The organism is Brunnivagina elsteri CCALA 953 (assembly GCF_002289455.1).
Classification (GTDB): Bacteria; Cyanobacteriota; Cyanobacteriia; order Cyanobacteriales; family Nostocaceae; genus Brunnivagina; species Brunnivagina elsteri.
The window spans coordinates 1-2,878 of the sequence record NZ_NTFS01000593.1 but is presented as its reverse complement, the minus strand read 5'-3'; the positions used below and the strand labels follow the sequence as shown (position 1 = coordinate 2,878).

The following is a 2,878-nucleotide window of genomic DNA, read 5'->3' as shown; positions in this document are numbered from 1 at the left end:
AACCATTGAAAGCATTAGCGGAAATTGGTAAGCGATCGATTTTGGTTCTGAACAAAACCGATTTATATACTGACGCAGATAGGGAAGCAATTTTAGCCAGATTACGGGAACGGGTACGGGGATTTATTTCCACAAACGATGTGGTGTCAATATCGGCAAATCCCCAATCTGTGGAATTAGAAAGCGGTGAAATGGTTGAACCGGAGGCGGAAATATTACCTTTGTTGCGAAGAATGGCAGCAATATTACGGGCAGAAGGTGAAGATTTAGTCGCCGATAATATCCTGTTGCAATCGCTGCGATTAGGTGAAGAAGCCAGAAAGATGATAGATGCTCAACGTCGTCGTCAAGCTGATAAAATTGTCGATCGCTTCCAGTGGATTGGGGCTGGTGTAGTATCTGTGACACCGTTACCCGTAGTTGATTTATTAGCAACGGCAGCAGTAAATGCCCAAATGGTGGTGGAAATTGGTCGCATTTATGGTTGCGAATTAAATATGGAGCGGGGAAGGGAATTAGCGTTATCTTTAGCAAAAACCATTGCCGGGTTAGGAATCGTTAAGGGGGCATTGGAATTGGTTTCGACAGCATTACAATTGAATATTGGTACATTCGTCATTGGTAGGGCAATCCAAGGGGTAACAGCAGCATATTTAACCAGGATTGCTGGGAAAAGTTTTATTGAATATTTCCGTAATGACCAAGATTGGGGAGATGGGGGAATGACAGAAGTTGTTCAGCGTCAATTTCAATTGAACAAGCGGGATGAATTTGTCAAGGCATTTGTGCAGGAAGCGATCGCAAAGGTAGTTAAACCTTTGGCTGATAAAGCTGCGGAAATAATTGAAGAAGACGAGAGGAAGGTTTAAATATTTGCAGTTGAATTTAGATTGTAGATTGTAGGTTGGGTGTAAGGGCAGGAGTAATATTTGTAGCAATATGATAAATCTATATTTGCGCTGTAACCCAACATTTTGTTAAATCGTTTAAAGAGTATCTTTGTCGTTGAGTTTAGTTATTTTCGCTGTTTAAATAATTTTTATTTTCTTCATATCATATGTTGGGTTACGCAAAGCCTTCACCCAACCTACAATTAGTTACTGAGCAATAAATAAATTATCGTTTGCTAGGACGATTTTCTTGAATTATATGAATTATTGACGGTAATAATGAGACAACGATAACTAATGCAATAATTGGTAATAAATATTTATCTACTTGTTCCGCAGGTAATAAATTTCCTAAAAAATATCCTAACAACGTCACACCAAATGTCCAAACAAAACCACCAACCAAGTTATACGACATAAAAGTGCGATATTTCATCGCTCCAATCCCGGCAATAATTGGTGCAAAAGTTCTAACAATAGGTACAAATCTTGCGAGTACAATCGTTTTCTTCCCATGCTTCAAATAAAACTTTTGGGTTCTCTCCAAATATTCTTTTTTGAAAAATCTCGAATCATTTTTTTGAAACAACCTACGTCCAAAACGAGAACCCGTCAGATAACCCACATTATCCCCAAGTACAGCACAAATAAAACAACCAATAATCAAAACCCAAATATTCAGCAAATGTTGGGAAGCTGCAAAACCTGCCGCAACCAATAAACTATCTCCCGGCAGAAAAAAACCAATCAATAACCCAGATTCTGCGAAAATAATTCCCCATATAGCTAGATAGCTAAAGTAACCAAGGGTTTTGACTAGTGCTTGAACGTCAAAGTGCATAAAAATAGTGATTATGTTTACAGCATATTTATAAAATATCTTAGCTGCTTATAACTTTTCAGGATGATAAACAAAAATTAAGTTTAGATAAATATATTTCCGATAATTTATACATAAAAACTTTTAATTGTTAAATGCTATACAACAAAGTAATTAATCAAAATATCTTAAATTTTTACAAGTAATATATCATGGCGTAAATAACGCTACGATATAGAATGGCTGAAAAAGGGTAGCACAGACAAAATGCAAAGATATTTGAAATTAATAGGGCTGTTTTGGAGTGCTGCGATCGCATCTGAAATGGAATATCGGGTGAACTTTATCCTGGCAACATTAAGTAGTATTGGTAACTTAGTCGGGAGTTTGTTTGGATTATTCCTCTTTTACCGCAAAGGCTATACATTCGCAGGTTGGTCGTGGACAGAAGCTTTATTAGTGGTAGGTGTTTTTACCCTACTTCAAGGCTATTCGGCAACATTTTTAGCACCAAACCTTAGCCGTATAGTTCGTCATGTTCAAGAAGGAACCCTCGATTTTGTCCTCCTCAAACCCATCAAAAGCCAATTTTGGCTATCGGTTCACACTCTTTCCCCTTGGGGATTGCCAGATTTAATATTTGGTGGAGTCACAATTGGTTATGCTGGTACAAGACTAGGCTTGGGAGTGAATAATTATTTAATTAGTTTAATACCTCTGGGATTTGGGTTAATAATACTCTATAGCCTCTGGTTTATGCTTGGTGCGACGAGTATTTGGTTCGTAAAAATCTACAATGTCACCGAAGTTTTGCGAGGATTACTCGAAGCTGGGAGATATCCGATGATTGCCTATCCAACGGCATTTAGATTCTTCTTTACTTTTATTGTTCCCGTGGCATTTCTGACAACCATTCCCGCAGAAGCAATGTTAGGTAGAATTCACACTATCTGGTTTGTTGGTGCAGGTTTATTAGCTGTAGTATTATTCTTATTTACTTCCTGGTTTTGGCGCTTTGCACTGCGTTTTTATACCAGCGCTTCCAGTTAATAAATAATTTTTTTTATCCTGGATTCAGGTACAAAAAAATGTCAGTAAATCACAAAGTTTCTTTCAATAAAAGGAAATCACAAAAATCTGTAGCGAGATATACAATCAATTTAAAATG

General features: G+C 37.2%; 3 protein-coding genes. 2 read left to right on the top strand and 1 reads right to left on the bottom strand.

The window, feature by feature from the left end; translation table 11 throughout:
• A partial coding sequence (locus tag CK510_RS28790; protein WP_143289490.1) for a DUF697 domain-containing protein occupies positions 1 to 869 on the top strand: 869 nt, incomplete at its 5' end.
• A 247-nt stretch (positions 870 to 1,116) separates the two neighbouring features.
• Here the strand turns inward: CK510_RS28790 and CK510_RS28785 are convergent.
• A complete protein-coding gene (locus CK510_RS28785; RefSeq protein WP_095724894.1) occupies positions 1,117 to 1,731 on the bottom strand; it encodes a DedA family protein in 615 nt (204 codons plus the stop codon).
• A 246-nt stretch (positions 1,732 to 1,977) separates the two neighbouring features.
• Here CK510_RS28785 and CK510_RS28780 point away from each other — a divergent pair, with 246 nt between their 5' ends.
• A complete protein-coding gene (locus CK510_RS28780) occupies positions 1,978 to 2,760 on the top strand; it encodes an ABC transporter permease (protein ID WP_095724893.1) in 783 nt (260 codons plus the stop codon).
• Positions 2,761 to 2,878 lie beyond the last annotated feature (118 nt).

Excerpts from the sequence above, each read along its gene's own strand:
- CK510_RS28780 (WP_095724893.1), top strand. The coding sequence starts at position 1,978 with ATGCAAAGATATTTGAAATTAATAGGGCTGTTTTGGAGTGCTGCGATC.
- CK510_RS28785 (WP_095724894.1), bottom strand. The coding sequence starts at position 1,731 with ATGCACTTTGACGTTCAAGCACTAGTCAAAACCCTTGGTTACTTTAGC.